A 24,742-nucleotide genomic window follows, 5' to 3' on the forward strand; every position below is an offset into this window, starting at 1 on the left:
CTTTCTGCCTGCGAAACCGCTAACGTAGGGAGAAGCAAGCCGACGGTGCGGGCTGCAGAGCTGCTGCCCCGGCCGAAAGCGGAACAATCGATGTAGGGGGCAGCTTGTAGTGGAAGAGCCGCGGACGAAACGGCCGATATTCGCGCCGGTCGTACTTATTCTGTTGACATTCAGCTTAATCGGGAACGTGTTTCTATACGCCAAAACGATTCACGATAACCAGATGGACCGCGTCGATCGCGGAACGTCCATCATCCGGTCCGGCAACGACGCCGCAGCGTTCTTCAACGAGGCGGCGGCGCAGACCGAAGCGCTGTCGGCCGCTGCGGACGCCGCCTCGCGGATGACGGCGAAGAGCAAGCTGCTCGCCGCTTATCTCAAGAGCGGAGGCGTTGCGGCGTTCATCCAGGAAGCGGAGGACGTGAACGGCAAGCCGTTCCCGGCGGCGAAGCGCAGCGCGGCCGAGTTCATGGACCTGACGGCGGCCGCGCTGCAAACGCTCGGCAACCACGAGGGACCGCTTGCCGAGGGAGAGAAAGCCTACCTCCAAGGGCTGCTTCAAGTCTTCCAGGCGTGCCGGCAGGAGATGTCGTCGTTCTCGCATGACACGGTCAACCAGGAACAGGCGCTTGCCATTCTGGTCGACAAGCAATGGCCGCCGCTCGCGGGCAAGCTGCTGAACCGAATGAACGAACCGGCGGATCTCGCCTTTAAGGGCTGAGCGCCATTCCAATCGTTCCGCTATGCGGATGGCCGCAGTTTATTCCTTTAACGGACAACGCGAATATCCTATGCGGACATCGAATGTAGAAGAGAAGCCCGGCTAGCGGGCTTCTCTTCTTGCGTGAAACGAAACCATAACAGCCGCATTCCGGTTACGGAATGCGGCTGTTCGCTTAGGGCTGCTTATTGTTTGACGTGAACCCCGACTTCCTTCAGCATCAGCTCTGCGGCATACCGGCCGCTGGAGAACGCGCGCTCTGCCAGCTCGCCCTTGCCTTCGCAGCCGTCGCCGCAGAAGTAGAACGGCATGTTCTCGATCCGGACCGGCAGCAGCTTGTTGCCCGCGACGTTCTTGACGCTCTGCACCATCGCCTTCTTGGAGACGCGCTTGACGGCGACCGCTTCCCGCCAGCCGGGATAATGACGGTCGAAGAGGGCTTCCATCTGCCGCGTCCGTTCCTCCAGGTATGCTTTGCGGTCGCCTTCGCCGCCTGCCGTGTCGTCGCTTAAGTACGCGATGCCTTGGAGCAGCTGTCCGCCGTCCGGCACGAGCGTATGGTCGGTGGCGGATACGTCCGAAATGAACATTTTATGATTCATGTCGCTGATGTAGCTGAACGGCCGGGCGACGACGGTGCTGAGGCCGACGTCGTACACCATGACTTCCGTAGCCGTGTTGTGCTCGTATGGCGCGAGGAACGGTTCCCAAGGCGTCCCCCTCAGCAGTTTGACGACTTGCTGCACGGGCATCGCGAAGACGACGCGGTCGAACGCTTCCTCGCGCGCTTTCGTCTTCAGCATGTATTTGCCCAGCTCGTACCGAATGCCGTCCACGCCTTCCTGCATGGCGACAGACCAGCGTCCCGCGAGATCGATTTTGTCGCGCAGCTGGTCCGTGATGACCGCCCAGCTGCCCAGCACGTAGTTGACGGGGCGCTGCGACAGGAACAGATTGTGGTAGTACTCGCTGATGACGGAACCGGGAACGCGGCGCGCATCCTCCGGCGTAATGAAGAAGTTGCTGCACACGAGATGCTCCCACAGCTCTTTGACGTCCTCGCCGGCCCCGGACTCCGCCAAATAATCGCCGAGCGTCGCGTAATGCTTGATCTGATGAATATTCGCGATCATCGCCGTAATCTCGCCGACGAACCGGACCTTCTGCATGCCGGACAGGATATCCGTCTTGACCAGATTCACGAAGTCGAGCGGCGCCGGCGTCAGCTGCCGGCCTTTCTCGTACATCACTTTCCGCTTGTCGACCTGCTTGCTGCCGAACCGCAAATACAGCTCGCGCTCCATGACGGAGAGCGTATGGCGGTCAAGGCCGTAAATCGCGTGCGCGCCGTAATTCAGCGTAAAACCTGCCTTCTCGTACGTGAACGCACGTCCGCCGAGCTGCGGGCTTCGTTCGAACAGCACGCCCTCGATGTCGGGATGCTCCGATAGATAAGCGGCGGCCGTCAGTCCGGCCAATCCGCCTCCGATAATCGCCACTTTCATGTCGTTCTTCTCCCCCCAATATCTAACGGCCCGGACGGCCCGGCACAACCGGTCTTGCATTTGACGAGCGGCTCGTCCTTGCGGCCCGGCGTCCGTTCGGCGCTGCAACGCTTACAATTATAACCGCGGCCATTAGGCCAATCCATCTCATTTTCGGCTGATAGCCCGCTCAAATCGGCATCGATCCTTCCGGGATAAACGCCTATTTTAGGCGGGCGCAGGCGCCATCTGCCTACGGGCGAATATCATGAACTATACAAGGAGGTCATGTTGAATATGGAGAAGAAGGTGTCGACTTCCCCGGTCGGCAAAGTGTCCAAAGGCGTCGTTACATCCCCGGCCGGCAAGCAATCGACGGGCATGGCTGCATCCCCGGCAGGCAAAAAATCGACCGGCACCGTGACGCAAGCGCCGCCCAAGAAGCAGACGGGCCAGAAGCCCGTCACGCAGCCGGAGCATAAGCATGTCATCAAAAGCTGGTGCCGCGAGAACATGCACCGTTACGTGCTGGCCCATACGCGCGACGGCTGGTGCTGCGACGGCTTCGTGGAGTATATCGACGACGAAGTCGTATGCCTCGCCGTTCCGCATTGCGGAAGCGGCGACCGCGCGTTCTTCCCGGGCCCGTTCTATCCGCAGCTGTATCCGTATCCGTTCTTCCCGCGCAACCGGTTCTACCGGCAAGTGTTTCCGCTTGCCGCGCTGCTCGGCTTATCGCTGCTGCCGTTCTATTGATGGGCGCGCGCAGCCGGACCGGCACCGTGCCTTGACGAACCGGCGTTCCATCATGGACGCCGGTTCGCCGCATTGGACTTGCCTTCGGTTTTTCGATATGATGGAGCGTAGAGGATTTGCTTCGAAGGGAGGGACATGGAACATGGATTGCATTTTCTGTAAGATCGTCGAGGGCAGCATTCCGTCGAAGAAAGTGTTCGAGAACGAGCGCATCGTCGCTTTTCATGACATTCAGCCGGCGGCGCCCGTACATATGCTGATCATTCCCAAGAAACATATCCCGACGATGAACGACGTTACGGCGGAGGATGACGCATTGATCGCCGAATTATTCGCGGTCGCGCGCCAAATCGCATCGGAGCTCGGCATCGCCGAATCCGGCTACAGACTGGTCAACAACGTGAACGGCGACGGCGGGCAAGTCGTCTACCATCTGCATATTCATCTGCTCGGCGGGGCCAAATTGAACGGACTGAATTAACGTGCAAAAAATAGCATGTCCTTTCAAGTTGACACTGCCTTTCATCATCAACTATAATTAAATTTGATGAACCGTGTTAACTTTCTTGGACGGTCTGATTCGGAGGGAGGGAAAACTGGTGTCTGAAACAAAAGTTCGCAAAAACGAGACAATCGATGCTGCACTCCGCCGCTTCAAACGTACCATCGCAAAGGATGGCGTATTGGCCGAGGTGAAGAAACGCAAGCATTATGAGAAGCCTAGTGTGAAGCGTAAGTTGAAGTCCGAGGCTGCGCGCAAGAGAAAGTTTTAGGAGGATCCTTCCACGATGAACCTTAGCGAACGATTGAACGACGATATGAAGCAGGCGATGAAGAGCCAGGAGAAGTTCAAGCTTACGACGATTCGGATGATTCGTTCATCCATTAAGAATCAGGAGATTGAATTGAAACGGCCGCTCGAAGACGCCGAAGTGCTTGATATTCTTAGTCGCGAGATCAAACAACGTAAAGATTCCCTCCAAGAATTTGAGAAAGCCGGCCGCGATGATCTTGCGAAAGATGTCGCAGCAGAAATTGAAATTATTAGTGTATACCTGCCTCAGCAGCTGACCGAAGAAGAGATCAAGTTGATTGTTCAGCAGACCATCCAGGAAACCGGTGCTTCTTCGAAAGCCGAGATGGGGAAAGTCATGAGCGCACTTTTGCCGAAAACAAAAGGGCGTGCTGATGGTAAACTAGTAAACACATTTGTGCAGCAATTTCTGCAATAACATAGGCTGACAGCCAAACACTCCTCCGAGCGGGGAGTGTTTTTTCGTTTCTGTTAAGCTGCCAAAAAGTGTTGACACGGGCTCGAGGGCTGGGAGACAATTAGGGCTAACCTAACGAAATCGAAACGAGGCTTCCTTGCACATGCTGCGTAACTGGAAAGAAATATTGTTTTTGGCTATTCCTTCATTGGTTTCCTTCGCAAGCGCTACCGTTGTCGGCACCATCAATCTGATCATCGTCGGCCAGCTCGGCTCGCTCATTATCGCGATCGTCGGCGTTTCCAACATTATCATGTACAATGCGTTCGCGCTCTTCTCCGGCATCGGCCACACGGTCAATTATTTGGTCGCGCAGAACTTCGGCGCCGGCGACATGAAGCGCGGCATTCAGCGGACGTACATCGCCATGTATATGTGCATCGTCTTTGCGCTGCTCATTGCGCTTGTCGGTCTTGTCGGGGCGGACGATGTGCTGCGATGGACCGGCGGTTCGGCGAATCTGGTGCGAACGGGCAGCTTCTATCTGGAACTCCGTTTCTATGCGATGTCCTTCGGCATCATCAATTTCGCGTTTCACGGTTTTCTGCGCGGCATCGGCGCGACCAAGATGTCCATGGTCGTCTCGCTTATGGCGAACATACCGATTCTGAGCTTGACTTATCTGCTCACGTACGGGAAGTTCGGGTTCCCGGAGCTCGGACTGAAGGGCGCGGGCTACGCGACGCTGATCGGCGAATCCGCGCAAACGCTCATCTGCGCCTTTATTTTCTTCGTCGTGCTGAATAGAAAGTTCCAAACCCGGAAATATTTGACGCTGACGTTCAAATGGATTGAAATGAAGCTGATCATGCTCGAGAGCGGCAAGCTGGGCATGCAGGAATTCTCGCTCAGCCTGTCGATGTACATTTTCACCGCGTTCGTCGCGCGCCTCGGCGATCAGGCGCTGGCCGCCAACGAGGTGGCGCTCAGCATCATGTCGTTCGGCTTCATGCCGGCGTTCGCCTTCGGCTCGACCGCGACGATCCTCGTCGGGCAGTTCGTGGGCAAGGGCACGCCGCTGCTTGGCCGGAGGGTCGGCACGGACACGGCCGTGCTCGGCTCGATTTTCCTCATTCTGCTCGGAACGGGCGAGTTTATTTTCGCGGATCAAATTACGCATTTGTATACGGACGATGCCAAGGTGTATGAATTGGCCGCGAACCTGATCCGAACGTCGGCTTACTTGCAAATTTTCGACGGACTGCTCAATTTCTATGCGGGCGGGTTGAGGGGAATCGGCGATACGACCTTCCTGCTCCGGATTTCGTTCGTTGTCAGCTGGTTCCTGTTCGTGCCGCTGGCGTATCTGTTTATTTTCGTCCTCGACATGGGCAGCATGGGAGCATGGCTGTCGCTCTATACGTTCCTGATGGTCTTCGGCTTGTCCGTCATGTTCCGGTTTTATCGCACGGATTGGACGGCAGTCCGGCTGAAAGAGGCGGCGCACGAATGATTGAAACGTTTTCAGGCCATGCCCGTATAAGAGGAATATAAGAAGACGCATGTCAAATCCGGTTAAGGAGGGAATGCTGTGGAGACATTCGCCCGGGGGAAACTGAAAGGGCTGTTGTCCGCGGTCATGCTGCTCTGTTTCGTCTTTGCGGGGACGGCCGCGGCGGCGGAGAGCGATTCGGCCGATACGTCGGCAGGCGCTGCCGTCTATGTCGTTAAAGCGGACAGATCGGTGGAATCCGGCCTCTATCAGTACTTGAAGCGCGCGTACAAGGAAGCCGAAGAAGCGAAAGCGAGCCGCGTGCTGCTCGTGCTGAACACGCTTGGCGGCCGGCTCGACAGCGCGCTGAACATCGGCGAGCTGATTCGCGAAAGCAAGGTGCCGACGACCGCGTACGTGCAGGGCAAAGCGGTGTCGGCAGGCACCTACATCGCGCTCAACGCGCAGCAAATCGTCATGGAGCCCGGGAGCACGATCGGCGCGGCGGCTGTCGTGGACCAGAACGGCACGCTGATCGATAATCCGAAGACCGTATCGTACTGGACGGAGACGATGAAGTCGGCGGCGCTGCTGAACGATCGGGATCCCGATATCGCGGCGGCCATGGTCAATCCGGCGCTTAAGATCGAGCTGAAAACGCTCGGGCGGACGAAGGGGGCGGGCGAAGTGCTGACGCTGTCCGCCCAGGACGCGGTCAAGGCGGGATACGCGGAGAGTACCGCGGCGACGGTTGACGATGCGTTGAACGGGCTTCATCTGAACCAGCCGACGATTGTTCAATATGAGCCCGGCGTGATGGAGCGGATCGCCGATTTCTTGACGCATCCGGCGGTCATGACCATCCTGCTGATCATCGGCATCGCCGGCGTCGCCATTGAATTCATGGTGCCGGGCTTCGGCGCGCCGGGCATTATCGGCATGATCGCGTTCGTCCTGTATTTCTTCGGCCATTACGTGTCCGGCTTCGCCGGGTTCGAGGACGTGGCGCTGTTCATCGCCGGGCTGCTGCTGCTCGTCTCGGAATTCTTCATTCCGAGCTTCGGCATTCTAGGCGTGCTGGGGGCGGCCTCGCTTATCGCCGGCGTGCTGCTGGCGGCGCCGAATCCGAAATCCGCGCTGCTGTCGCTGGCGACCGCGGTCGTGATCGCGGCGATTATCATCTTCATCGTCGCGAAACGGTTCAAGCATAAAGGCGTCTGGAACAAATTCATTCTGCGCGATCAGCTGACGAGCGACAAAGGCTATCGTTCCTCTGTGAACAAAGCGGATTATGTCGGCCTGCATGGCGTCGCCGTTTCGCCGCTGCGCCCGGCAGGAACGGCGCTGATCGGCGAAGCCCGCGTGGATGTCGTCACCCGCGGCGAGTTTATTGCGGCGAATGCCGAAATTACCGTCATTCAGGTGGAAGGCGCCCGCGTCGTCGTCAGGCCGAAGAACGAGAACGAATAGCGAAACGATTATGCTTTCGAAGCGAATTTTGCTCAGCTTGCCCGAACTTCGGGCTTTGAAGTGGACTCGCAAAACTTTTAGGAGGGATTGTATTGACATTGGATCCGACAGTAACCGTTATTATCATTGCCGTCTTGGCGGTCATCGCCATTTCCGTCTTTCTGAGCTTCTTCCCGATCATGCTCTGGATTTCCGCGCTTGCATCGGGCGTGCGCGTAGGCATCATCACGCTCGTGGCCATGCGCTTGCGACGCGTCGTGCCGAGCCGGATCGTCAACCCGCTCATCAAAGCGACGAAAGCCGGCCTCGGCTTGACGATCAACCAGCTGGAGAGTCACTTCCTTGCGGGCGGCAACGTCGACCGCGTCGTCAACTCCTTGATCGCGGCGCAGCGCGCCAACATCGAGCTTGAATTCGAGCGCGCCGCCGCGATCGACTTGGCCGGCCGGGACGTGCTGCAAGCCGTGCAAATGAGCGTAAACCCGCGCGTCATCGAGACGCCGATCGTCGCGGCGGTCGCCAAGAACGGGATCGAAGTGAAGGTCAAAGCGCGCGTCACCGTACGCGCCAACATCGACCGGCTGGTCGGCGGCGCCGGCGAAGAAACGATCATCGCCCGTGTCGGCGAAGGCATCGTTACGACGGTCGGTTCATCGGAATCGCATAAGGACGTGCTCGAGAATCCGGATCTGATCTCCCGTACCGTGCTTGGCAAAGGGCTTGACGCGGGAACGGCGTTCGAAATTCTGTCGATCGATATCGCGGACGTCGACGTAGGCAAGAACATCGGCGCGCATCTGCAGACGGAGCAAGCGGAAGCCGACAAGCGGATCGCGCAGGCGAAGGCGGAAGAACGCCGCGCCATGGCCGTTGCGCAGGAGCAGGAAATGAAAGCGCGCGTCGTCGAGATGCGGGCGCTCGTCGTCGAAGCGGAATCCCAGGTGCCGCTCGCCATGGCCGAGGCGCTGAAGCAGGGCAAAATCGGCGTGCTCGATTATATGAATTTCAAGAACATCGAAGCGGATACGAGCATGCGCAATTCCATCGGCAAAGACGGTACCGAGAAAGACGACCGCTAATGGCGGTATGCCGTAGACCGAATCATCGTCAACGGGAGGTGCGCGCATGGAAGATCTATTGAAGCTGCTGTTCTCGAATATTTATATCGTGGTCATCGTCATCGGCTTTCTGCTGTCGGTCCTGAACAAAGCGAGGGGCAAGCAGCGGCAGGGCAGCAACGGCATGCCGACCTTCGGCGGCGGACCGAACGGCCGGCAGCAAGCGCGGCCGCCGGAGGAGCGGCCGGCACAGCCGGAGCGGCGCCGTGCGGCACCGCAAGCGCAGCCGCAGCGCGATGCAGTGCCCGCGCCGGCAACAGCCGGGCCGATGGGCGGCTCGGTTTACACGTCCCCTATGACGCGCGATGGCGGTCGGCAATTGAGAGACGCGGATCCGAGCTTGCTCGAACGGACGCTGGAGGCGGAGAAGCTGGCTTCCGACAAGTTGAATCCGGGCGCGGGGACGAGGCCGGCATCAGCCGTTTCCAAGGCGGGGCCGGCGTCGCAGCCGCAAGGCGCTTCTTTCCGCGCGCCGCAGGGCAGGGAGCTTCGCCAGGCCTTCATTATGGCCGAGGTGCTGGGCCCGCCCCGGTCCAAGCGGCCGTTGCGCCAGAAATAACCTTTTCAGCCTATCAAGCATTCGCTCTTTCGGGAGCGGATGCTTTTTTGCGTTCAACCCCCTAAACGTCGCCTCGCAATTTTCATATTTCCGGCCGCCGCCGCATAGTTTGGTACAGTACGGGAAGGGGGCCTCTGCCTGGATGCGCCGCATAAACCGCAAACTTCGAAAACTGGCTGCCGATTTGCTGGATTTGCCGCAGGACGTCGTCATGGATTTGCCCCGTGTCACGATGATCGGCGACCGGCAGTTGTATATTGAGAACCATCGCGGCGTGCTGCATTTCTCGAGCGACAAGCTGCGGCTTGCGCTCAGCAAGGGAGAGCTCGAAGTGACGGGCAGCGATCTGGTCATTCGGACCATATGGACGGAAGAAGTGTTCGTAGAGGGCTTTATTAAAAATATCGAGGTGCGGGAATAAGGGGGAGAAAGGGCATGGATGCGACATGGATGCATTGGCTGCGGGGCTACGTTACCGTAGCCTTGCGCGGCGAAGCGATGGAAAGGCTCGTGAACGAAGCGCTTGCGGATGGACTGCAGCTGTGGTCCATTCGCCGGACGAAGGACGGCGGCATGTCGTGCAATATCGTCATCCGCGATTTCTTCCGGCTTCGCCCGCTGTTGAAACGGACAGGCTGCCGGGTGCATGTCCTGAGCCGGATGGGACTGCCGTTCTGGCAGCTGCGTTTGCGCAGACGCGTTTTTTTTGGCGCCGGGCTCGTCCTGTTCTTCATCGGGATGTATCTGTTGTCTTCGCTGATCTGGTCAATCGACGTGGAGGGCAACGACAAGCTGTCGGAGGAGCAAATTTTGCAGGCGGCGAAGTCGGAAGGACTGTATCCGTTTCAATGGTCGTTCCGTCTCCAGGACTCGTCCGACCTGTCGAAGCATCTCGCGCAAAAGCTGCCCGGCGCGGCGTGGATCGGCGTCGAGAAGCGGGGGACGCATATAACGATCCGGATCGTGGAATCGAAGACGCCGGATGCCAAGCCGCTGATGAACCCGCGTCACTTGGTCGCCTCGACGGACGCGGTCGTCACCAAAGTGATGGCGGAGGCGGGACGGCCGGTCGTCAAGCCGAATACGAAGGTGAAGCAGGGGGACGTGCTGATCTCGGGCCTGCTGGGGGACGAGACGGCGGGCACGGCGGTCGTCGCCAAGGGCGACGTGAAAGGCCTCGTATGGCATGAGTACGACATCGTATCGCCGCTCACGCGGACGTCGAAAGTATATACGGGCAATAAAAAGATCATCTGGTACGGCGTAGCCGGCGGACGCGCCCTACAGGTCAGCGGTTTCGGCAAAATTCCGTACGATATGTACGAGCGGGTCGTACAGGAGGAGAAAGCCGCTTGGCGGACGCTGAAGCTGCCGTTCGGGCGAATGAAAGAGACGATCATGGAGGTCAAGATGCAGCAGCAGACGATCACGCAGGAGGAGGCCGCAGCGGAAGGACTTCAGCAGGCGCGGGCGGATTTGCTGGCCAAGGTCGGTCCCGATGCGCATATCCGCGCGGAAAACATTTTGCATCAGAAGACGGACAATGGTAAAGTTTATATGAAAGTGTTTTTTGAAGTCGAGCAGTCGATTGTGAAAGAGAGACCGTTAGTTCAGATGCAAGGGGACTGAGTGTTTTTGCCGAATGAATTCAAGGTAGTCAAGATTCCGCTTGCCAACGCGGCGGAAGGACTCGCATTGTTTGGCCCGCAGGATCGCTACCTGCGGCATGTGCAGCAGCAATCGTCATCCGATATCATGTCGCGCGACGCGGAAATCGCCATTTCCGGTCCCGCGGACGAAGTGGACTCGCTGGAGCAGTTCTACACGGTGCTTCAGCAGCTTGTAAGAGGCGGCTATTCGCCCTCGGAACGGGATATTTCCTACGCGCTCGAGCTATCCGGAACGATGCAGGCCGATCAGCTGCTCGATCTGTTCAAAGCCGAGATCACGACGACGTTTCGCGGAAAACCGATTCGGGTAAAAACGATTGGCCAGCGTCATTATGTAAAAACGATCAAGAAGATGGACGTTGTCTTCGGCATCGGGCCGGCGGGAACGGGCAAAACGTATTTGGCCGTCGTGCTTGCGGTCGCCGCGCTGAAGGAAGGGTCCGTGAAGCGAATCGTGCTGACCCGCCCCGCCGTGGAAGCGGGCGAGAATCTCGGCTTCCTGCCGGGTGACTTGCAAGAGAAGGTCGATCCCTACTTGCGGCCGCTCTACGATGCGCTGCATGACGTGCTCGGCCCGGATCAGACGACGAAGGCGTTCGAGCGCGGACTGATCGAAGTCGCGCCGCTTGCCTATATGCGCGGACGGACGCTGGAGGACTCGTTCATCATTCTGGATGAAGCGCAGAACACGACGCCGGAACAGATGAAGATGTTCCTGACCCGTCTCGGCTTCGGCTCCAAAATGGTCATCACCGGCGACGTCACCCAAATCGATCTGCCGCGGGGCAAACGCTCCGGCTTGATCGAAGCGCAGCGCATTCTGCAGGACATTCCTGAAATCGGCTTCATCGTCTTCACCGAGCAGGACGTCGTGCGGCATTCGCTCGTTCAGAAAATCATTACGGCCTACAATATCGACGCGGAGAGCCGGGGCGAGTAAACTCGTACCGACACAACGAACGGCAACAGAACAGCAAAGCGATCGCACTCGCTTTGCTCGTTTGTTTTATAGCAAGTCAAGCATCGCCAAAGCTTCGCGATCCGCGCAGTCATGCGAAGCATGTCGACAGGCTATGGTGCACGATGATCAATTTTTATCGTCCCATCAAGCGATAAATTTCCTGGGAAATTAGGCAGCAATCGAAACGGCCTTGCCGAAAGAGCGGCGCTTGAAAAAGCGCGTCTAACAGCGGGCGAATTGGTTTGAAAATATCTTTGCTTCCAGGCTATCCAGTATTGGAAGAACGCCGCCTGAAAAGCGTGTCCGCGCGAGCGGACGAAAGCGAGCCCGGCCCGAAGACGGCCCAAGGAGCGGTCCAGCCCATTCCGGGTCCAGGGACGAGTCTCTGGGGTCCCCCTTAGGAAAGGGGGATTTAGGGGGCTGTGAAACGCTTTGAGTCATTCAAGGCCGGGCCCATTAGGATTTAGAACAGGGGTTAGAAAATATCTTTGGTTCTAGGGCACACAGTATCGGAAGAACGCCGCCTGAAAAGCGTGTCCGCGCGAGCGGACGAAAGCGAGCCCGGCACGAAGCCGGCCCAAGGAGCGGTCCAGCCCATTCCGGGTCCAGGGACGGAGTCTCTGGGGTCCCCCTTAGGAAAGGGGGATTTAGGGGGTTGTGAAACGCTTTTAAGGTTTGAACGTTTAAGGTTTGAATGTTTTAAGGTTTAACGTTTTAGAAAGTTTGAAACGAAATCCGGAATTGAAACGTTTAATAACTAAAGTTTGTTCATAAAGAAGGGTCCAAGGGACAACGTCCCTGAAAGGGTCCCAAGAAGTCCGGGGGATTAGGGGGATGCAGGTTTAGGAGGATAGCAACGATGGCGAATCAGCACATTGACCAGGATCACGAAGCGAAGACGAAGGCAATCGGTTGGAGCGGATGGAAGCAAAGCGGCGTCGTTCGCTGGGTTTTGCTGCTTCTGTTTGTTCTGCTTTTTTATTTCAGTCTGGCGCCTCATGTGCTGCCCAAGACGTATAATATTCAGCTGAACAAGGCGAGCGACCGCGACATCCAGGCGCCGATGGAGATCAAGGACGAGAAAGCGACGCTCCAGGCGCAGGAACAGGCCGCCGAGCAGGTCGAGCCGATCTATTCGATCGTCGCGCTCCGCAGCGAATTGCTGCTGGAGCAGGTGTTCACCCGCATGGAGCAGCTGAATCAGGACGATCAAGTGACGCATGAGAACAAAGTGGCGATCTATCGCAGCGAAATCCCCCAGATGTATAACGATTTCGTGGATCAGTTCGTCCGGTCCAACAAAGGCAACGGGACGTACAACGACTCGCTGCTCGAGGAAATGGCCAACGTGGTCAAGGATCAGGCGTACCGCATCCCGGAGGAAACGTTCTACAAAATGCCGCAGCTGACGCCCGTGCAATTGGGCGACATGCAGCTTGTGGCCGTATCCATCGTCCACAAGCTGATGGGCGACTCGCTGCGCGAAGCGGAGACGGCGAGGACGAAGGTGGCGGAGCTCGTCAACGCCAGCACGCTCAGCGAGCGCAAATCGCGCGAAATCGTGCAGGAGCTGGCCCGTTACGCCATCATGCCGAACAAGTTCCTCGACAAGCAGGCGACGAGCGACGCCCGCGTGGCGGCGAAGGAGAACACGCCGCCCGTCGTCATCAAGCAAGGGGACGTCATCGTGCATAAGGGCGAGGTCGTGAACCAGGAAATGTACGACCGCCTGTCGGACTTCGGCCTGCTGCAAACGAAGCGCAACGATTGGCCGCAGCTCGGTCTGTTGTTGTTCTCGGTGCTTTTCTTAATCGTCATCTACGGTTATCTGGAGCATGCTTCGAATTTAAGCGGCGGCAAGCGGAAGGGATACACCAATGCGCAGCTGACGATGCTGCTGTTGATCTACGTGCTGAACATATTGGCCATGTCGATCATCGAGCTGACGCAGACGCAGACGATGCCGTACGTGGGCTATTTGGCGCCGACGGCGATGGGGGCGATGCTGATCGTCATGCTGCTCGACGTGCAGCTGGCCGCCGTCAGCTCGTTTCTGTTCGCGATCGTCAGCAGCATTATTTTCAATACGCATTCTGGCCGGATATTCGATTTCAACTACGGCTTCACGACGGCGGTCGTCTCGTTCGCGGCGATCTTCGCCATACACCGCGCCAGCCAGCGCTCGACGATACTGAAAGCCGGCATCATGGCGAGCCTGTTCGGTTCCGCTTCCGTGCTGGCCATCATCCTGCTCGGCGAGCTGCCGGCCAAATCGGATCTGATCATGACGGTGGCGTTCGCCTTCGCAAGCGGCCTGCTTACCGCCATTCTCGTCGTCGGCCTGATGCCGTTCTTCGAAGTGACCTTCGGCATCCTGTCCGCCCTGAAGCTGGTGGAGCTCTCCAATCCGAACCATCCGCTGCTGCGCAAGCTGCTGACGGAGACGCCGGGGACGTATCATCACAGCGTCATGGTCGGCAACTTGTCCGAGGCGGCGGCGGAAGCGATCGGCGCGAACGGCCTGCTGTGCCGGGTAGGTTCTTTTTACCACGATATCGGGAAAACGAAGCGGCCCAGTTATTTTATCGAAAATCAGACAAACTATGAAAATCCGCATGATTCCATCGAGCCGAAGCTGAGCAAATCGATCATTATCGCCCATGCGCGGGACGGCGTGGAGATGCTGAAAGCCCATAAGCTGCCGAAGCCGATCCGCGATATCGCGGAGCAGCATCACGGCACGACGTTCCTGAAATTCTTCTATCACAAGGCGCTCAAGCTGGCGGAAGAAGCGGGCGAGGAGCCGGATTTCACGGAAGAGGATTTCCGCTACCCCGGCCCGAAGGCGCAGTCGAAGGAAGCGGCGATCGTCGGCATCGCCGACAGCGTCGAAGCCGCCGTGCGCAGCATGCGGAGCCCGACGATGGAGCAGGTGGAGTCGATGATTCACAAAATCATCAAAGGCCGCCTGGACGACGGCCAGTTCAACGAATGCGACCTGACGTTGAAAGAGCTTGATAAAATCGCGCAAACGCTGAAAGAGACGATCATCGGCATCTTTCATTCGCGCATCGAATACCCGGAAGACGTGAAACCAAAGGAGCGGCTGGCATGAGTTTGCAATTGGATTGGAGCAACGAGCAAGACAAAGTGGATATTGCCGAGGACTTCATCGGCGTACTGGAGAAGCTGCTGCAGCTTGCGGGCGAAGCGGAAGGGTTGACGGAAGGCGAAGTGACGCTGTCCATCGTCGACGATGAAGAAATCCACCAATTGAACAAAGAATACCGCAACATCGACCGCCCGACGGACGTGCTGTCCTTCGCCATGCAGGAAGAGAGCGACGAAGAGCTCGGCATCGTCTACGAAGTGGAGGACGAGAGCGAGCCGATCCCATATGAAGGCATGCTCGGCGATATCATTATTTCCGCGGAACGCGCGAAGCTGCAGAGCGAGGAGTATGGCCACTCGCTGGAACGGGAGCTCGGCTTCTTGTTCGTGCACGGCTTCCTGCACTTGATCGGCTACGACCATCAGGATGAAGCAAGCGAAGCCGTCATGACGAAGAAGCAGGAAGCAGTGCTGCAGCAGGCGGGTTTGACGCGCTAATGCGCCGGTTTCTGCGAAGCGTGGCTTTCGCCTGGGGCGGCATTCGCAGCGCTTCCGGCTCCCAGGCGAATATGAAAATTCATCTCGCCGCAGCCGTTCTCGTCAACGCGGCGGGCTTGCTGCTGGGGCTCTCGCGGGCGGAGTGGCTGGCGGTCATCATCGTGCAGGGCATGGTGCTGGCGGCCGAATTGATGAACACCGCCGTCGAGCATGTCGTCGATTTGGCGAGCCCGCAGCCGCATCCGCTGGCGAAGGCGGCCAAGGATACGGCGGCCGGCGCGGTGCTCGTTACGGCGATCGCGGCAGCGATCGTAGGACTGATTGTATTCTGGCCGCATGTACGGCCTTAAAACGAGGGAGATGGATCAGACGATGTCCGAATACGCATCTCGGAACGCATGCAACAACGAATCGCACAACGACTCTATCCCGGGATCCGAGAACGCGGGTCATCGACAAGCGCTTCCCGATTCCTACCGTCGTCTGATGGAGCAAGCCATCGAAGCGCGTAAGCGCGCCTATGTGCCTTATTCGCAATTTCAGGTCGGCGCCGCGCTGCTGGATGCGCAAGACGGCGTCCATGCCGGCTGCAACATCGAGAACGCGTCGTACAGTCCGACGAACTGCGCGGAGCGAACCGCGCTGTTCCGGGCGATCGCGGACGGCCATGAAGCCCGCAGCTTCAAGGCGATCGCGGTCGTAGGCAACACGGACGAGCCCATTACGCCATGCGGCGTCTGCCGGCAAGTGCTCGTCGAGCTCTGTTCGCCCGACATGCCCGTCATCATGGGCAACATGGAGGGCGACTGGCGGATATCGACGGTCGCCGAGCTGTTGCCGGGCGCATTCTCGTCGGCGCAGCTGCATAAATCCGAAAGTTAAGAAAGCGCAACTTATTGCTTAATGCCTGGAAGGGGACATTAGACCACCTATGAAAGCAGCATCGACAGGTTCCAAAGGGGCCAAAGAGAAATTCCATTCCGGCTTCGTGGCGATCGTCGGCAGGCCGAACGTCGGCAAATCGACGCTCATCAACGAAGTGATCGGCCAGAAAATCGCCATCATGTCGGATAAGCCGCAGACCACGCGGAACAAAATCCACGGCGTCTATACGACGAACAACTCCCAGATCGTCTTTCTGGATACGCCGGGCATTCATAAGCCGACGTCCAAGCTCGGCGATTTCATGGTGAAATCCGCCATCGGCACGCTCGGCGAGGTAGACGCGGCGCTATTCCTGATCGACGCCTCCGAAGGATTGGGCGGCGGCGACCGTTTCATTATCGAAGCGCTCAAGAAAGTCAACACGCCGATCATTCTCGTCATGAACAAAATCGACAAGATCGAGCCGGAAGCGCTGCTACCGCTCATCGTGCAATATAAAGACCTGCATGACTTCGCCGAAATCGTGCCGATCTCCGCGCTTCAGGGCAATAACGTCAGCACGCTGCTGAACGTGCTCGGCAGCTATCTGCCGGAAGGACCGCAGTATTATCCGGCCGATCAAGTGACGGACCATCCCGAGCAGTTCGTATGCGCCGAGCTGGTGCGCGAGAAGATTCTGCATCTGACCCGCGAAGAAGTGCCGCATTCCATCGCGGTCGCGATCGAGGATATGAAAGTGCAGGAGAACGGCGTCGTCTATATCGGCGCGGTCATCTACGTCGAACGGGATTCCCAGAAGGGCATCGTCATCGGGAAGCAGGGCGCGTTGCTGAAGCAGGTAGGCCGGGAAGCGCGGCGCGATATCGAGACGCTGCTCGGCTCGCGGGTTTTCCTCGAGCTGTGGGTCAAAGTGAAGAAGGATTGGCGCAATCAGGAGCGGGTGCTCAAGGATTTGGGCTTCCGCAACGATTAACCGACCGGCAATGCCGCTTCGCGCCTGGATTGTCAATATTTCGGCGAGCATAAGCTTCCGCCCTTCATCGCATCCTAATCCGTGAGCAACATTCCGGAATGAAACGCGTCACGCAGCCGATTCGGGCGGCGACCGCCGTTTCACCTTGAGCGCGGAAAGGATGAATACGAATGCGAAATTTTTCGTGGAAGTATTTTACGCTGACCGGAGATGTGGAAGCATTCATGCTATACAAGGAGATGGAGCGGCAGGCGGAGGATGGCGTCGATTCCCAGGACGAGGACGGGGAAGAGGCGGTTGAGAGCGACGGCGCTTCCTAGCGAAGGCCGTACGCCGGAGTTGGGGGAGAGGCTCATGCAAGTGCGGGTCGAAGGAATCGTCATCCGCAGCATGGATTACGGGGAAGGCAACAAAATCGTGACGCTGCTGACGGATACGCACGGCAAGGCCGGCGTCATCATTCGCGGCGCGAAGAAAATCAAGAGCCGGCACGGCTCCCTCTCGCAGCTGTTCACCCAAGGGGAGTATCTGTTCTATCGGAACAGCGGGCTCGGCACGTTGACGCATGGTGAGATTATCGAATCTCACCATGTTTTGCGTGAACAGCTGGATATGACCGCTTATGCGTCCTACGCCGCGGAGCTTGTCGACCGCGCGCTGCAGGAAGAGGATGCAAGCGCGTTTATGTACGAGCAGCTGAAAGCATGCCTGCATGCGTTCGAAGAAGGCAAGGACCTGATGATTACGACGCAATTATTCGAAATGAAAGTGCTGCAGGCAGCGGGCTACGGTCCGGATTTCAACGCCTGCGTCTCGTGCGGCAATACGGTCGGGCCGATGTCGCTCAGCGCGCAGGGCGGAGGCGTGCTGTGCAGCCGCTGCGCCTACAAGGACGCGCAGGCGTATCCGCTGAGCGAAAGCGCGCTCAAGCTGCTGCGGTTATTTCAGCAGATGGATTTGAGGCGGCTCGGCAATATTCAGGTCAAGGACGAGACGAAGCAGCAGCTCAAAGGAGCGATGCGGCTGTTGATGGATATGCATATCGGCATTCCGCTGAAATCGCGCTCGTTCCTGGATCAGCTGGATAAATATTCGATTTGAGCGCCCAAGCGGACGCCATCGATTTAATCAAAATTTGGTTTGACACGCCGTTTGGAAACTGGTAAGATAGATTATTATGTGAATAAGCGATGATGGAGAAAGTAGTCGACATGCATCGTCCGTATGAAAGCGAGCCGGGGATGGTGGAAGCCTGGACGGACCTGTTCGACGAAAGGCGCTCCGGAGTTTGAAGCAAGGTCAAAAGCGGGCTGTCGCCGCAGTCGTCCGATCGCGGACGGATTGCGCGGGCGGGAGCCAAGTAGGGTGGAACCGCGGAAGCTCGAGCTTTCGTCCCTATGTCTGAGAACCAGACGTAGAGGCGGGAGCTTTTTTTTGCATTCCGGCATATCGCAAGCGCTAAGGGGATCAGAGCAACACATTCGCTAAAGGAGAGTAGAACATGAATTTTCAAAACATGATTTTGACGCTGCAGCAATTCTGGGCGGAGCAAAATTGCATTCTTGTTCAGCCGTACGATACGGAGAAGGGCGCCGGTACGATGAATCCGATGACCTTCCTGCGCTCGATCGGACCTGAGCCGTGGAACGTCGCGTACGTCGAGCCTTCGCGCCGTCCGGCGGACGGCCGTTACGGGGAGAACCCGAACCGTCTCTATCAGCATCACCAATTCCAGGTCATTTTGAAACCGTCGCCGGACAACATCCAGGAGCTGTACCTGGAGAGCTTGAAGCGTCTCGGCATCGATCCGCGGCATCACGATATCCGCTTCGTCGAGGACAACTGGGAATCGCCGACGCTCGGCGCTTGGGGTCTCGGCTGGGAAGTGTGGCTGAACGGCATGGAAATTACGCAGTTCACGTACTTCCAGCAGGTCGGCGGCATCGACGCCAATCCGGTCGCCGTGGAAATTACGTACGGCATGGAGCGTCTTGCTTCCTATATTCAGGAGAAGGAGAACGTGTTCGATCTGGAGTGGGTGGACGGCGTGACGTATGGCGACGTGTTCCTGCAGCCGGAATTCGAGCATTCCAAATATACGTTCGAAACGTCCGACGCGGCGATGCTGTTCTCGCTCTTCAACATGTACGAAGAAGAAGCGAAGAAAACGATGGAGCATAAGCTCGTCTTCCCGGCCTACGATTACGTGCTGAAATGTTCCCATGCCTTCAACCTGCTGGATGCCCGCGGCGCGATCAGCGTAACGGAACGCACCGGCTACATCATGCGCGTTCGCAACCTGGCGCGCGCGTGCGCGGCCACGTACCTGGAGGAGCGCGAGCGTCTCGGCTTCCCGCTGCTGAAGAAAGGAGAGAGCGTCAATGGCTAAGGATTTACTGCTTGAGATCGGACTTGAAGAGGTGCCGGCCCGTTTCGTGCGCGGCGCGATGAACCAATTGAAAGAGAAAACGGCCAAGTGGCTGGAGACGAGCCGCATCGGTCATGGCGAAATCGAGGCCTATGCCACGCCTAGGCGCATCGCGATTCTCGTTCGGGGCGTCGAAGAGAAGCAAGCCGACGTGAACGAGGAAGTGAAGGGCCCTTCCCGCAAAATCGCGCAGAACGAGCAGGGCGAATGGAGCAAGGCCGCGCTCGGCTTCGCGCGCAGCCAGGGCGTCGAGCCAAGCGATTTCTTCTTCAAAGAAGTCGGCGGCGTCGAGTATGTCTACGCCAACAAGAGCAGCCTCGGCACGGTAACGGCCGACGTCCTGCCGGAAGGACTGACGTCGCTCATTACGTCGATGTCGTTCCCGAAGAACATGCGCTGGGGCAGCTACGATCTTCGCTTCGTGCGCCCGATCAAATGGCTCGTGGCCTTGTTCGGAGAAGAAGTCGTGCCGTTTGAAATTACGGCGGTCCGAAGCGGCCGAACGTCGCGCGGCCATCGCTTCCTCGGCACGGAGACGGAAATTCCGTCGCCCGCGGAATACGTGTCCCTCTTGAAAGCGCAGCATGTTATCGCCGACGCAGCCGAACGCGAATCGCTGATCGTCGGCCAGATCAACGCGCTGGCGGCCGAGAAGGGCTGGCATATCGCGGTCAAGGAAGACCTGCTAGAAGAGGTCGTCTTCCTCGTGGAATATCCAAGCGTGCTGTTCGGCACGTTCGACGAATCGTTCCTCAACATTCCGCAGGAAGTGCTCATTACGTCGATGCGCGAGCATCAGCGCTACTTCCCGGTGCTGGATGGGAACGGGAAGCTGCTGCCGTTCTTCGTTACGGTTCGCAATGGCGACCGGACGTCGATCGAGAACGTCGCGAAGGGCAACGAGAAGGTGCTCCGCGCGCGGCTGTCGGACGCGAAGTTCTTCTACGCGGAAGATCAGAAGCTGGCGATCGGCGATGCGCTGGCGAAGCTGGAGAACATCGTATATCACGAAGAGCTTGGCACGGTCGCGGACAAAGTGCGCCGGATCGTCGCCACGGCGGGCAAATTAACGGAAGCGCTCGGCCTGGACGCGCAAGCTTCCGAGGACGCGGCGCGCACGGCGGCGATCTGCAAATTCGACCTCGTAACGCAAATGGTCTACGAGTTCCCCGAGCTGCAAGGCATCATGGGCGAAGACTACGCGCGCAAGGCAGGCGAACGCGAAGCGGTGGCGCAAGCGATCAACGAGCACTACCAGCCGCGTTTCGCGGGAGACCGCGCTCCGGCTTCCGTCGTCGGCGCCGTCGTCAGCCTGGCGGACAAAATCGATACGATCGTCGGCTGCTTCTCCATCGGCATCCTCCCGACGGGCTCGCAGGATCCGTACGCGCTGCGCCGCCAAGCGGCCGGCATCGTGCAAATCGTGCTGGCGCACGGCTTGAAGCTGCCGCTCGGCACGCTGTTCGATCTGTCGCTTGACGTACACGGCGCCCGCGGAATGAAACGGAATGCGGACGACGTGCGTAAAGATCTGTACGAGTTCTTCTCGCTCCGCGTGAAGAACGTCCTGACGGAACAAAGCGTGCGCTACGACGTCGTCGATGCGGTCATGGCCGTGGGCTACAACGATCTGCGCCAGACGGTCGATCGCGCCGCGGCGGTAACGGCTGCAGCTGCCGGCGACCGCCGCGAAGAGTTCAAGACGGTCGTCGATGCGCTGAACCGCGTATGCAACCTGGCTGCGAAAGCCGAGTCGAACGACGTGAACCCCGCCTTGTTCGCGGAAAGCGTCGAAGGCGAGCTCTACGGCGCCTGGACTTCGGTGCGCGATGACCTAACGAGCCTGGTGCGGGAGGGCGATGCGGCCGCGGCCATTGCCAAGCTGGCGGGTCTGAAAGCGCCGATCAACGCGTATTTCGACGCGGTCATGGTCATGGCGGATGACGAAGCGGTCCGCAAGAACCGACTCGCGACGCTCGCTTCGATCGCGGGCGGCGTGACGCAGGTGGCGGATTTCTCGAAGCTGGTGTGGTAGGCGCGAAGCGGAGCTTAACGCTTCCTTGGCAAGTCTGCCGGAAACAAAGAACAAAGCGCGCTTGTGCGAAACTAATCGCAGTATGAAACGTCCTTATTAGGAAGGGGATTGAAATGGCAGCCGATACGCAGCCCGAAGTAATCATTTATGTCGTTTCCGATTCCGCCGGCGATACCGGCGAGCTTGTCGTCAGGGCTGCGGTGGCCCAATTCCATCCCATTCAGACCGACATCCGCCGCGCGCCGTTCGTGCAAGACGAAGCATCGCTCGAACGGTTCGTCCGCCTGGCGCGGGAACATCATGCCATCATGCTGTATACGCTCGTTCTTCCCGGCTTGCGCGAACGGATGGTTGAGCTTGCGGACAAGTACGGCGTGACGGCGATCGATCTGCTCGGCCAGCTCATCCAGAGCCTCGAGACGAAGACGGAACGCAAGGCGCGGCAGGAACCCGGACTGAACCATGTGCTGGACGAGAACTACTTCCGCAAGGTCGAAGCGGTCGAGTTTGCCGTCAAATACGACGACATGCGCGATACGACGGGCATCTTGAAAGCGGACATCGTGCTCGTCGGCGTATCCCGCACGTCCAAGACGCCGCTGTCCATGTACTTGGCGCATAAGCAGTTCAAAGTCGCGAACGTGCCGCTGATTCCGGAAGTCGAGCCGCCGCAGGAGCTGTTCCAAATTCCGAAGGAGAAGGTCGTCGGGCTGATTATCGACGTCCGCTATCTGAACGGCATCCGGAAAGAACGGCTCAAGGCGCTCGGCCTGCCGGACAGCGCATCATACGCGAAGACGGAACGGATCGAATTGGAGCTGCAGTACGCGGCTTCCATCATGGAGCGGATCGGGTGCCTCGTCATCGACGTGTCGCATAAAGCGGTCGAGGAGACGGCAAGCCTCATTTTGGAGCATATTGAATCCGTTTGAGGCGGTTTTGCAGGATTTTTTGGTTATTTGCCGTATATAATAGTACGGAAGTTACATGAGGATACGGTGGTGCACAATTGACGGCCATTCCAACGATTGTAGTCGATGCGGACGCTTGCCCGGTCAAACGGGAGATTGTCGAAATTGCTCGAGCCCGCGGCGCGCCGGTTCTGATGGTAGCATCGCATGATCATCGGCTGCAGGCCGAGGACGGCGTATCGATCATGCAGGTCGACCGAAGCGACCAGTCGGTCGATCTGTATATCGCCAACCACATCAAGCGCGGCGATATCGTCGTGACGCAGGATTTCGGCTTGGCGACGATCGTGCTGGCCAAAGACGCGCTCGCCTTGTCGCCGAGAGGGCAGCAGTATGACGACCGGAATATCGACTATTTAATGGAACGCAGGCACGAGCTTGCCAAACGGCGCCGGGGAGGCGGAAGAACGAAGGGACCCAAAGCGATGTCGGACGAGGACCGGATCCGCTTTCAGCAAAAGCTGACAAAAGTTTTGGAATCTCGGCAGGAAAATGCTGAACCGTAGCGAATAGTATTACTTGTTATTTAGGATGAAGGTGAAGGTTATGGCTTACGGGAAAATACCGGATTCCGTCATAGAAGCGGTGCTGAAGCATCACGATATCGTCGAAACGGTAGGAAAGTACGTTCACCTCTCGAAGCACGGGAAATACTTGAAGGGGCTCTGCCCGTTTCATTCCGAGAAGTCGCCGTCCTTCACGGTCACGCCGGAGAAAGGCATCTTCTACTGTTACGGTTGCGGCAAGGGCGGCCACGCCATCAAGTTCATCGAGGAGATCGAAGAATATTCGTTCCCCGAGGCCGTACGCGTCATGGCTGAAGAGGCCGGCATCCCGCTGGCATGGTCCGGTTCGCAGGACGGGGCAAGAAACGAAGGAAACGGGGAACGCGACAAGCTGGTTCAAGCGCATGAATTGGCGGCTAAATTGTATCATTACCTGCTGATGAATACGACGCACGGACAGCCGGCTTTGCACTACTTGCGCTCCCGGGGCGTGACCGACAAGCAGATCGATCAATTTCAGATCGGCTACGCGCCTCCCGAGTGGGATACGCTTGCGCGTTTTCTGGAGAAGCGGGAGTTCGATTCCGCATTGATGGAGAAGGGCGGCCTGTTGATCGCCAAGCAAGACAAGAGCGGGCATATCGACCGGTTCAGGGACAGGATCATGTTTCCGATCTGGAACCGCGACGGCAAGATCATCGCGTTCGCGGGCCGGATGCTCGGCGAAGGACAGCCCAAATACTTGAACTCGCCGGAATCGATGCTGTTCAACAAGAGCCGCAATCTGTACAACTTCCATCAGGCGCGGGCGGCGCTTCGCAAGAACAGGCGCGTCGTGCTGTTCGAAGGGTACATGGACGTGATCAAAGCCTGGAGCGCCGGCGTTCATAACGGCGTCGCTTCCATGGGAACGTCGTTGACCGACGAGCATGCGGCGCTGCTGCAGCGCAGCGCGGACGACGCGGTCATCTGCTACGACGGCGACAATGCCGGACAAGCCGCGGCGCTGAAGACGATTCCGATCCTGGAGAAAGCGGGGCTGCGGGTGCAGGTGGCGCTGCTGCCCAAAGGCATGGATCCGGACGAATTCATCGAGCAGCACGGCGCGCACGCGTTCATGCGGGAGATAATCGAGCATCCGGTCTCCGCAACAAAATTTAAATTACTATATGCTAAGAAAAACCATATACTCCTAGAAGAAGAGGGACAGAAAAATTACTTGCTTGAAGCCGTGCGCATCATTGCCGTGCTGGATTCACCGACAGAGCGGGAATTTTACTTGAAAGAGCTGTCCCGCGAGTTCGATATGTCTTTGGATTCATTGAAGCAGGACTGTTTTGCGCAGCGGCAGCAGCTTCAAAAAATGAAACCGCAAAGGGATAATAACGACAATTCGTGGAATAATGGTAGGAATGAAAACCGTGAAAACCGCCGTGCGTCCTCGGCGCCGCCCATCGCGCCTGCCTATCAGGTCGCGGAACGCAAGCTGCTGGCGCAAATGTTAGTAAGCGCCGATGTGGCGAACACGGTGCACGGAAGGCTCGGAGAAGCGTTTCAAGTCGAGGATCACGCAGCGCTTGCTGCTTACTTATACGCTTATTATGCGCAAGGCCATGATCCGGATGTTAGCCGGTTTATCGCATCGCTGCAGGATGATCGTCTTGAAAGGGCCGCCGCTTCCATTCTGATGATGGACGATGAAGTTCCGTTCGACGAGCAGCTGCTCGAAGATTACGTGAATGAAATCGTGAAAGTGCCTAAGCTTCGCGGGATCGAACAGAAAAAAGAAGACATGGTACGTGCGGAGCGGTCAGGCGATTATCTGAAGGCGGCACAAATTGCAAGTGAGATTATAGCCCTAGAGAGACAGCTTAAAGGTCGGTAGGATGATCG

At 58.0% G+C, this 24,742-nt stretch carries 25 protein-coding genes; 24 read left to right on the forward strand and 1 reads right to left on the reverse strand.

The genetic code is table 11. The features are described 5' to 3' along the window. The first annotated feature begins 109 nt into the window (after nt 1–109). Complete coding sequence (locus GXP70_RS10275) at nt 110–721, forward strand: hypothetical protein (RefSeq protein WP_162356381.1); 612 nt, start codon at nt 110–112, stop codon at nt 719–721. A 185-nt stretch (nt 722–906) separates the two neighbouring features. Here the strand turns inward: GXP70_RS10275 and GXP70_RS10280 are convergent, their stop codons facing one another. Further along, complete coding sequence (locus tag GXP70_RS10280; protein WP_162356383.1) at nt 907–2,226, reverse strand: FAD-dependent oxidoreductase; 1,320 nt, start codon at nt 2,224–2,226, stop codon at nt 907–909. 276 nt (nt 2,227–2,502) lie between these two features. Here GXP70_RS10280 and GXP70_RS29800 point away from each other — a divergent pair, with 276 nt between their 5' ends. The 23 genes from GXP70_RS29800 (at nt 2,503) to dnaG (ending at nt 24,734) form a co-directional block, all read left to right on the forward strand. Further along, nucleotides 2,503–2,961 carry a hypothetical protein gene (locus tag GXP70_RS29800; protein ID WP_225442749.1) on the forward strand — a complete coding sequence of 153 codons (459 nt, stop codon included), beginning with the start codon at nt 2,503–2,505 and terminating at the stop codon, nt 2,959–2,961. 142 nt (nt 2,962–3,103) lie between these two features. Continuing rightward, nucleotides 3,104–3,442: a histidine triad nucleotide-binding protein gene (locus tag GXP70_RS10290; protein ID WP_162356384.1), complete on the forward strand. Its 339-nt coding sequence runs from the start codon at nt 3,104–3,106 to the stop codon at nt 3,440–3,442. Between the two features lie 118 nt (nt 3,443–3,560). After that, nucleotides 3,561–3,734, forward strand: a complete 174-nt coding sequence (rpsU, locus tag GXP70_RS10295) for a 30S ribosomal protein S21 (protein WP_090573672.1) — start codon at nt 3,561–3,563, stop codon at nt 3,732–3,734. Nucleotides 3,735–3,749: 15 nt separating this feature from the next. Continuing rightward, nucleotides 3,750–4,193, forward strand: a complete 444-nt coding sequence (locus GXP70_RS10300) for a GatB/YqeY domain-containing protein (RefSeq protein ID WP_162356386.1) — start codon at nt 3,750–3,752, stop codon at nt 4,191–4,193. A 142-nt stretch (nt 4,194–4,335) separates the two neighbouring features. Further along, nucleotides 4,336–5,685, forward strand: coding sequence for an MATE family efflux transporter (locus GXP70_RS10305; RefSeq protein WP_162356387.1), 1,350 nt, complete (start codon nt 4,336–4,338; stop codon nt 5,683–5,685). 78 nt (nt 5,686–5,763) lie between these two features. Continuing rightward, complete coding sequence (locus tag GXP70_RS10310) at nt 5,764–7,134, forward strand: NfeD family protein (RefSeq protein ID WP_225442750.1); 1,371 nt, start codon at nt 5,764–5,766, stop codon at nt 7,132–7,134. Between the two features lie 98 nt (nt 7,135–7,232). Continuing rightward, on the forward strand, nt 7,233–8,213 hold the full coding sequence (floA, locus tag GXP70_RS10315; RefSeq protein ID WP_162360412.1) for a flotillin-like protein FloA: 981 nt from the start codon (nt 7,233–7,235) through the stop codon (nt 8,211–8,213). Between the two features lie 46 nt (nt 8,214–8,259). Beyond that, nucleotides 8,260–8,811 carry a hypothetical protein gene (locus GXP70_RS10320; protein WP_162356389.1) on the forward strand — a complete coding sequence of 184 codons (552 nt, stop codon included), beginning with the start codon at nt 8,260–8,262 and terminating at the stop codon, nt 8,809–8,811. 142 nt (nt 8,812–8,953) lie between these two features. Then, complete coding sequence (yqfC, locus tag GXP70_RS10325) at nt 8,954–9,232, forward strand: sporulation protein YqfC (RefSeq protein ID WP_162356390.1); 279 nt, start codon at nt 8,954–8,956, stop codon at nt 9,230–9,232. A gap of 14 nt (nt 9,233–9,246) precedes the next feature. Then, nucleotides 9,247–10,440: a sporulation protein YqfD gene (yqfD, locus tag GXP70_RS10330; RefSeq protein WP_162356392.1), complete on the forward strand. Its 1,194-nt coding sequence runs from the start codon at nt 9,247–9,249 to the stop codon at nt 10,438–10,440. Nucleotides 10,441–10,446: 6 nt separating this feature from the next. After that, the gene (locus tag GXP70_RS10335; protein WP_162356394.1) at nt 10,447–11,421 is read left to right on the forward strand and encodes a PhoH family protein; all 975 of its coding nucleotides are present in this window, start codon (nt 10,447–10,449) and stop codon (nt 11,419–11,421) included. Between the two features lie 880 nt (nt 11,422–12,301). Next, complete coding sequence (locus GXP70_RS10340) at nt 12,302–14,557, forward strand: HD family phosphohydrolase (protein ID WP_162356396.1); 2,256 nt, start codon at nt 12,302–12,304, stop codon at nt 14,555–14,557. Beyond that, entirely contained in the window at nt 14,554–15,051 is a 498-nt protein-coding gene (gene ybeY, locus GXP70_RS10345; protein ID WP_162356398.1) for an rRNA maturation RNase YbeY, read from the forward strand. The genes GXP70_RS10340 and ybeY overlap by 4 nt, the downstream gene beginning before the upstream one ends. Then, nucleotides 15,051–15,401 (forward strand): diacylglycerol kinase family protein, encoded by a 351-nt coding sequence (locus GXP70_RS10350; RefSeq protein WP_162356400.1) that lies wholly within the window; start codon nt 15,051–15,053, stop codon nt 15,399–15,401. The genes ybeY and GXP70_RS10350 overlap by 1 nt, the downstream gene beginning before the upstream one ends. Nucleotides 15,402–15,537: 136 nt before the next feature. Beyond that, nucleotides 15,538–15,933, forward strand: coding sequence for a cytidine deaminase (gene cdd / locus GXP70_RS10355; protein ID WP_263864127.1), 396 nt, complete (start codon nt 15,538–15,540; stop codon nt 15,931–15,933). A gap of 49 nt (nt 15,934–15,982) precedes the next feature. Beyond that, entirely contained in the window at nt 15,983–16,909 is a 927-nt protein-coding gene (gene era, locus GXP70_RS10360; protein ID WP_162356403.1) for a GTPase Era, read from the forward strand. 170 nt (nt 16,910–17,079) lie between these two features. Next, nucleotides 17,080–17,229, forward strand: coding sequence for a YqzL family protein (locus tag GXP70_RS10365; protein ID WP_162356405.1), 150 nt, complete (start codon nt 17,080–17,082; stop codon nt 17,227–17,229). A gap of 34 nt (nt 17,230–17,263) precedes the next feature. After that, nucleotides 17,264–18,010, forward strand: coding sequence for a DNA repair protein RecO (recO, locus tag GXP70_RS10370; protein ID WP_162356407.1), 747 nt, complete (start codon nt 17,264–17,266; stop codon nt 18,008–18,010). Between the two features lie 400 nt (nt 18,011–18,410). After that, nucleotides 18,411–19,298, forward strand: a complete 888-nt coding sequence (gene glyQ / locus GXP70_RS10375; protein ID WP_162356408.1) for a glycine--tRNA ligase subunit alpha — start codon at nt 18,411–18,413, stop codon at nt 19,296–19,298. Then, a complete protein-coding gene (gene glyS / locus GXP70_RS10380) occupies nt 19,291–21,372 on the forward strand; it encodes a glycine--tRNA ligase subunit beta (protein WP_162356410.1) in 2,082 nt (693 codons plus the stop codon). The genes glyQ and glyS overlap by 8 nt, the downstream gene beginning before the upstream one ends. A gap of 113 nt (nt 21,373–21,485) precedes the next feature. Beyond that, nucleotides 21,486–22,304, forward strand: a complete 819-nt coding sequence (locus GXP70_RS10385) for a pyruvate, water dikinase regulatory protein (protein WP_162356411.1) — start codon at nt 21,486–21,488, stop codon at nt 22,302–22,304. Between the two features lie 77 nt (nt 22,305–22,381). Beyond that, a complete protein-coding gene (locus tag GXP70_RS10390) occupies nt 22,382–22,849 on the forward strand; it encodes a YaiI/YqxD family protein (protein WP_162356413.1) in 468 nt (155 codons plus the stop codon). Between the two features lie 40 nt (nt 22,850–22,889). Continuing rightward, nucleotides 22,890–24,734 carry a DNA primase gene (dnaG, locus tag GXP70_RS10395; RefSeq protein WP_162356415.1) on the forward strand — a complete coding sequence of 615 codons (1,845 nt, stop codon included), beginning with the start codon at nt 22,890–22,892 and terminating at the stop codon, nt 24,732–24,734. Nucleotides 24,735–24,742: the final 8 nt, after the last annotated feature.

It is taken from the genome of Paenibacillus lycopersici (assembly GCF_010119935.1).
Lineage (GTDB): Bacteria > Bacillota > Bacilli > Paenibacillales > Paenibacillaceae > Paenibacillus_Z > Paenibacillus_Z lycopersici.